A 6,786-nucleotide genomic window follows, 5' to 3' on the forward strand; every position below is an offset into this window, starting at 1 on the left:
ACGTTCGCCGCGATCGGCGCGTGGATCGTCTCGCTGCTGAACGTCATGCAGTTCCCGGGCGGCTTCACGCTCTGGCTCATCCTCGGCGGGATCGCCGCGGGCCTGGTCGGCATCCTCGTGGGCCTTCCGGCGCTCCGCCTGCGCGGCGCCTGCGTGCCTTTCGCACCCGGGGCGCACCCGGGGCGCGTCGGGGCCGCATCGCGCGGTTGCGTCCGGGGCGGGTCGCGGCCTAGCTATTCGCGCGGGCCCCGATCCGCGGCGCAGGGGAGGCGCGGGAGATGACCGACACGCTGGCGCGCCATGCGCTGATCCTGGGCGGCGCGCGGTCGGGCAAGACCCGCGCGGCGCTGGACTGGGCCGAATCCATGGGCCCCGTCCGCATCTACATCGCCACCGCTGAGCCCGGCGACGGCGAGATGGCCGACCGCATCGCCCGCCACCGGGCCGAGCGCGGCGACGGCTGGCGCACGGTCGAGGCCCCGACCGATCTGGTCGGCGCGCTCGACGCCGCCGACCGGGAAGGGGGCGAGGACGTGGCCGCGGCCGACGCGCTGCTGGTCGACTGCCTGACGCTCTGGCTCTCCAACCTGTTCTTCGCCGAACGGGATCTCGCGGCGGAGACCGAGGCGCTGGTCGAGACCCTCGCCCGCATCCGGATCCCGACGCTGCTGGTCTCCAACGAGATCGGTCTCGGGCTGGTGCCGGACACGGCCCTGAGCCGGTCGTTCCGCGACGCGCAGGGGCGGCTGAACCAGCGGGTCGCGGCCGCCGTCGGACATGCGGTCTTCATCGCCGCCGGCCTGCCGCTGCGGCTGAAGGGCGAGGGGCGCTACTTCCCCTGAGCCCGGAAGGGCGTCGCCGGACTTCCCCTGAGCCCGGAAGGGCGTCACCGGCCGTAGCGCAGCCGGGCGATCTCGGCCCGGGTGTCGGCGATCTCCTGCGCGGTCAGCACATGGGGCGCGCCCAGCGTCAGGGCGGCGGCGTATTGGCGGGCCAGCGCCTCCAGCTCCACCGCCGCGGCCATCGCCTTGGCCAACGTCGCGCCGCAGGCGATCATGCCGTGATTGGCGAGCAGGCAGGCCGACCGCCCCTCCAGCGCCGTCAGCGCATGGTCCGACAGCGCCTGCGAGCCGAAGGTCGCGTAGGGGGCGCAGCGCACGTCGTCGCCGCCGAAGAGCGCGATCATGTAATGCACCGCCGGGATCGGCCGGCGCGCGATGGCGAGCGCGGTGCAATGGGTCGGATGGGCGTGGACCACCGCGCCGAATTCCGGGCGGGCGGCGAGGATATCCCGGTGAAACCGCCACTCGGACGAGGGCGCGCGGGGGCCGGTCGCGGCCTCCGGCCCCGCATCGAGGGGCATGGCGCAGATCGTCTCCGGCCCCATCGCGTCATAGGGGGTGGAGGACGGCGTGATCAGCATCCCCTCCGCCACCCGCACCGAGATGTTTCCGGATGTGCCCTGGTTGAGCCCGCTGGCGTTCATGCCCCGGCAGGCGTCGACGATGCTTTGGCGCAGCGCGAGGTCGTCGGCGGCGCCTTGGATGGCGGCGGATTCCGCGTCGGCTTCGATTTTCGAACTTTTGGGACGGCGCGGCGGCATAAGGCGGGCTCCGGCTGGGGGCGGGGAGCGGAGCCTCGGGCGCCCGCCGGCGCATGTCCAGCGCAAGCGGGCCGGGAGGGGACCTCGCGCCCCGCTGGCGCGGGGCGCATCGCCCGCCCGCCCGGCCTTCCCTGAGGCCCCTTTTCCTCAGGCCCTCTCCCTCAGGCGGCCTGCGCCGTCTCCATCCAGGCGTCCAGCGCCGCGATCTCGTCGGCGGTCATCCTCAGGCCGAGCCGGGTGCGCCGCCAGACCACGTCATCCGCCCGCCGCGCCCATTCGCGCGCCATCAGCCAGCGGACCTCGCGCTCGGTCAGGCCGGCGCCGAAGGCCTGGCCCAGATCCTCGGGCGTGGCCGCGCCCGACAGCAGGTCCAGCGCCTCGGTCCCGTAGGTGCGCACCAGCCGGGTCGCCCACACGTCGTCGAGGAAGGGATGCGCCTCGCGCAGCCGGTCGATCAGCGCGGGCACGCCGTCCACCGGAAAGTCGCCGCCGGGCAGCGGCACGCCGGCGGTCCAGGCGCCGGACATCTTCGGCAGATGCGGCGCGAGCTTTTCCAGGGCGCTCTCGGCCAGCCTTCGATAGGTGGTGATCTTGCCGCCGAAGACGTTGAGCAGCGCCGCGCCCCCCTCCGCCTCCACCTGCAGCACATAATCCCTTGTGGCCTGGGTCGCGGACTTGGCCCCGTCGTCATAGAGCGGGCGGACCCCGGAATAGGTCCACACGATGTCCGCGGCCTCGATCGGCCTGACGAAGTATTCGGAGGCGACGCGGCGGAGGTAGTCGGCCTCCTCGTCCGTGCACTTGGCCTCCGACGGATCCTCGCGGTGATCCCGGTCGGTGGTGCCGATCAGGGTGTAGTCGTCCTCATAGGGGATCGCGAAGATGATCCGCCCGTCGGCGTTCTGGAAGATATAGGCGCGGTCATGATCGAAGAGCTTCTTCGTCACGATATGCGAGCCGCGCACCAGCCGGATATGGGCGGGCGAGTTCAGCCCGATCATCGCGCGCAGCACCTCGTCCACCCACGGCCCCGCGGCGTTGACCAGAGCGCGGGCGCGGATTTCGGAGGTCTCGCCGGTCGCCTCGTCGCGATGGGTCAGCCGCCACATGTCATCCTCGCGCACCGCGCCGACCAGGCGGGTGCGGGTGCGGATGTCGGCGCCGCGGTCGGCGGCGTCGCGGGCGTTGAGCGTCACCAGGCGGCTGTCCTGCACCCAGCAGTCGGAATATTCGAAGCCCTTTTTGAATTCGGGCTTCAGCGGCTTGCCGACCGCGGCCTCGCGCAGGTTGAGGGTGCGGGTGGCGGGCAGGATTTTGCGCCCGCCGAGATGGTCGTAGATGAAGAGGCCGAGCCGCAGCAGCCAGGCCGGGCGCAGGCCGGGCGAATGCGGCAGCACGAAGCGCAGCGGCCAGGAGATGTGGGGCATGGCGCGCAGCAGGGTCTCGCGTTCGATCAGCGCTTTGCGGACCAGGCCGAATTCGTAGAATTCCAGATAGCGCAGGCCGCCGTGGAACAGTTTGGTCGAGGCCGAGGAGGTGGCCTGGGCGAGGTCGCTCGCCTCGCACAGATGCACGCGCAGGCCGCGCCCGGCGGCGTCGCGGGCGATGCCGCAGCCGTTCACGCCGCCGCCGATGACGGCGAGGTCGTAGAGCGCGGCCGCGCCCGGTGACGCGCCCGGTGACGCGCCCGGTGGCGCGCCGGTGGCGTCGGTGTTGGCGTCGGGTCGCGCGGTCATGGCTTCGGCTCCTCGCGGCTGGGACGGTTGCAGAGGAACATGATGCGTCGGGGCGGTAAACCAAGCCCGTGACGAAGGATCGACGCAGGGGAGGGGTCAGGCGGCGGGGTCGAGCGGGGTGAGATGGGGGACCGGGGCCGCGAACACGGCCGCGAAATCCAGTCCCGCCAGCGCCATGCGCAGCGCCCGGATCACGCCGGCATGGGTGACGATCAGGGGCGCGGGGCGGCGGGCGGCCTCAGCCGCGGCCTCGGCGACGCGGGCCCGCATCCGCGCGAAGCTCTCGCCGCCCGGGGGGGCGAGGGTCTCGGGATCCTCGGCCCAGGGGTCGGATTCGGCGCGGGGGATCTCGGCCCAGGGCCGCCCCTCCCAGGCGCCGAAATCCAGCTCAAGCCAGCGCGGGTCGACCTCCAGCCTCAGCCCCAGCCCGTCTGCGAGGCGCCGCGCGGGGCCGAGGCAGCGCGGGGCGGGGGAGGCGATGAGGCTGCGGCGGTCGGCGAGAAGGGGGATCAGCGCATCCGCCCCCGCCTCCCATCCCGGCGCGAGCCCCGGGTCATGGCGCCCGTAGCAGAGCCCGGGCGGGGCGGCGACGGGCGGATGACGCAGGACCAGCAGGCCGGTCATGGGGCGAGCAGCGCCGCGAGGGTCGCCAGCGCCGCGATCTCGGCCGCCTGCTCGGCCGCGCCCAGCCCGTCGCCGGTATAGCCGCCGAGCCGCCGGACCAGCCAGCGCAGCACCAGCGCTCCGCCCGCCAGCCCCGCGACCAGCCCCGCGAGACCCGCCCACCCGGCCGCCGCCGCGCAGATCAGGGTCGCCATCCCCAGCGCCAGGGGCAGCGTCCAGGGGGCGAGCCCGCCGGCTACGGCGCCGGCCTTGCCCTCGGGCCGCGCATAGCGGGCGAAGCGGATGACGCCGACGACGGCGGCGCGCGCGGCGGCATGGCTCGCGACCAGGGCGGCGGCGCCTTCCGCCGGGCCCAGTCCGCTCAGGATCCCGGCGCGCAGCAGCAGGGTCATCACCAGGGCCGCCGCGCCATAGGCGCCGATGCGGCTGTCGCGCATGATCTCCAGCGCCCGCTCCCGCGTCATCCCGCCGCCGAGCCCGTCGAGCGTGTCGGCCAGCCCGTCCTCATGCAGCGCCCCGGTCAGCGCCAGCGACGCCGCCAGGGCCGCCGCCGCCGCCGCGAACGGCGCGAGCCCCGCCCAGAGCGCCCCCGCGAAGACCGCGCCCGACGCGAGCCCCACCGCCGCCCCCACCGCGGGATACCAGCGCGCCGCGCGGGCCATCATGTCGGGCGTGTGGCCCACCCAGGCGGGGATCGGAATGCGGGTGAGGAATTGCAGGGCGTAGAGCATCAGCCCGAGCTCCCGTCGCGCCGCGCCGCGAGGCGGCGGGGCGTCTTCGGGCGAGGAGGCGGGCGAAGGGGGCGGGGCGGCGTCCATCATGGTCCCGTCTTAGGCGGCGGCCGGGGCCGGCGCCAGACGCCCCGGCCAGAGCCGCCGCGCGATCAGAGCAGCGGCGCGAAAAGACGCGCCACCGGCGCCCCGTAGCGGATCAGCGGCCGGGCGTCGCGGCGGGGCGTGGTCTGGCGGGCCGAGCCCTCGAAATCCCTCGAAAGCATCGCCTCGACCGCCGCCGTCGCGCGCGGATCGAACAGGATCGCCGTGCACTCGAAATTCAGCCGGCACGAGCGGATGTCGAGGTTCACGCTGCCCACCGCGGCGAAGGCGTCGTCCACCAGCACCACCTTCTGGTGCATGAAGCCGGGGGCATGCAGGCGGATGTCGATGCCGACCTCGCGGATCTCGTCGAAATAGGCATGGGCGGCGAGCCAGACCACCAGGTTGTCGCGCTGGGCTGGCATGAGAATCCGCACCTCCACCCCGCGCAGGGCGGCGAGCTTGAGCGCGGCCAGCACCTCGGGATCCGGCACGAAATAGGGCGAGGCGATCCAGATCCGCCGGCGCGCCGCCCCGATGGCGTTGCAGAAGAAGAGCGTGCCGGTGGCCAGCGGGTCGGCGGGGCCGGGGGCGAGGATCAGGGCGTCGACCCCGTCGGGTTGCGCCGCGGGGGCCTCGGGCGCGTCCGGGCTATGGCCGCTCGCCCAGCGCCAGTCCTCGTTGAATACCATCTGCAGCTGCGCCGATGCGGGGCCTTTCAGCCGCAGATGGGTGTCGCGCCAGGGCCCGATCTCGGCCGAGCGGCCCATGTATTCGTCGCCCACGTTCAGCCCGCCGACGAAGGCGGTGTCGCCGTCCACCACCACGATCTTGCGATGATTGCGGAAGTTCATCTGGAACGGATGCTTGGGTCGGCGCCGGGTGTGAAAGCCGAAGATCTCCACCCCGCCGTCGCGCAGGGCCTGGGGATAGGCGGCGGGCAGGGCGTTGCAGCCGAACTCGTCGTAGAGCACCCGCACCGGCAGCCCGTCGGCCGCGCGCGCGATCAGCAGGTCCTTCAGCGCCCGCCCCAGCCGGTCGTCACGCAGCAGGTAGGATTGCACGAGGACCAGCCGCTTCGCCCCGCGGATCGCCTCGAAAATCGCCCCGAACGTGGCCTCGCCGTCGATCAGCAGCTCGAAGGCGTTGCCCGAGGTGACGGGCAGCGCCGCCAGCCGCTCGAACGCCCGCGTCGGGTCGCCCCGGTCGGCGGGGGCCTTCGCGCCGGGCTGCCCGGCGGGATCGGGGGCGGGGAGGGCCGCGTCGGGGGCGCCCTTGCGGTTGAAGCCGGGGCTGGCGCGCTGCGCCTCGCGCCGCGCGGTCAGGTAGCCGCGCATCCGCGGCTGGCCGAACAGCAGGAAGAACGGGACGGACATCAGCGGCACGAACAGCAGCGCCACCACCCAGCCCGCCGCGCCCTGCGGGGTGCGGGCGGTGTCGATGGCCCGCCAGGCGCACCAGGCGCCGAAGACATGCACGGCGAGCAGGAAACCCGCGGCGACCGAGGCGAAAAAGGCGCTCATGGCGAGGTCTCCGGCAGGGGGGAGAGGGGGGAGAGGGGGGCGGCGGGGGCGGGGTCGAAGTCGATCTCGGCCCAGACCGGCAGGTGGTCCGACGCCCGGCGCGAGACGGCCGAGACATGGACCCCCTGCGCCGCCAGCCGCCCCGGCGCGCCGATGAAGATCCGGTCCAGCGCCGTCACCGGCCGCGAGGCGTGGAACGAGCGGAGCGGCGGGACCGGGGTCAGCCGCTCGGCCAGCACGTCGATGCAGCCGCCCCGGACCCGGAAGGCGTTGAGGTCGCCGGCGAGGATTTCCGCGCGTGGCGCGCCGTTCTCGGCGTCCCTTGCCGCGGCCCGCTCCAGCTCGGTCAGGATGGCGCGGGCCTGCCGCCAGGTGGCAACGGGGCGTTCGTATTTTTCGCAAAGCGCCACCACACGCTGCACGAGGGCCGCGTTGGAGGGGGCAAGCCGCGTCTTGTCCAGACGCACGTTATCCTCCAGCCCGGT

The 6,786-nt window shown here is 73.9% G+C and carries 7 protein-coding genes and 1 pseudogene; 2 read left to right on the forward strand and 6 right to left on the reverse strand.

Going from position 1 to position 6,786, the window contains the following annotated elements; all coding sequences use genetic code 11:
* Together ACTB72_RS19745 and cobU are read left to right on the forward strand one after the other, a co-directional pair.
* Nucleotides 1–282: pseudogene (locus ACTB72_RS19745) on the forward strand (hypothetical protein); the annotation flags it as partial.
* The gene (gene cobU, locus ACTB72_RS19750; RefSeq protein WP_463038732.1) at nucleotides 279–842 is read left to right on the forward strand and encodes a bifunctional adenosylcobinamide kinase/adenosylcobinamide-phosphate guanylyltransferase; all 564 of its coding nucleotides are present in this window, start codon (nucleotides 279–281) and stop codon (nucleotides 840–842) included. The pseudogene ACTB72_RS19745 and the gene cobU, both read left to right, overlap by 4 nt.
* A 44-nt stretch (nucleotides 843–886) precedes the next feature.
* Here the strand turns inward: cobU and ACTB72_RS19755 are convergent, their stop codons facing one another.
* From ACTB72_RS19755 to ACTB72_RS19780, 6 genes are all read right to left on the reverse strand, one after another.
* Nucleotides 887–1,603, reverse strand: a complete 717-nt coding sequence (locus ACTB72_RS19755) for a class II aldolase/adducin family protein (RefSeq protein WP_463038733.1) — start codon at nucleotides 1,601–1,603, stop codon at nucleotides 887–889.
* A 161-nt stretch (nucleotides 1,604–1,764) separates the two neighbouring features.
* On the reverse strand, nucleotides 1,765–3,339 hold the full coding sequence (glpD, locus tag ACTB72_RS19760) for a glycerol-3-phosphate dehydrogenase (protein ID WP_463038734.1): 1,575 nt from the start codon (nucleotides 3,337–3,339) through the stop codon (nucleotides 1,765–1,767).
* A gap of 96 nt (nucleotides 3,340–3,435) precedes the next feature.
* Complete coding sequence (locus tag ACTB72_RS19765; RefSeq protein ID WP_463038735.1) at nucleotides 3,436–3,963, reverse strand: histidine phosphatase family protein; 528 nt, start codon at nucleotides 3,961–3,963, stop codon at nucleotides 3,436–3,438.
* Entirely contained in the window at nucleotides 3,960–4,784 is an 825-nt protein-coding gene (locus ACTB72_RS19770; RefSeq protein WP_463038736.1) for an adenosylcobinamide-GDP ribazoletransferase, read from the reverse strand. The genes ACTB72_RS19765 and ACTB72_RS19770 overlap by 4 nt, the downstream gene beginning before the upstream one ends.
* Nucleotides 4,785–4,846: 62 nt before the next feature.
* Nucleotides 4,847–6,301 (reverse strand): cardiolipin synthase, encoded by a 1,455-nt coding sequence (gene cls / locus ACTB72_RS19775; protein ID WP_463038737.1) that lies wholly within the window; start codon nucleotides 6,299–6,301, stop codon nucleotides 4,847–4,849.
* The coding region (locus ACTB72_RS19780) for an endonuclease/exonuclease/phosphatase family protein (protein WP_463038738.1) at nucleotides 6,298–6,786 on the reverse strand (489 nt) is incomplete at its 5' end. The genes cls and ACTB72_RS19780, both read right to left, overlap by 4 nt.

The organism is Albimonas sp., from assembly GCF_055129145.1.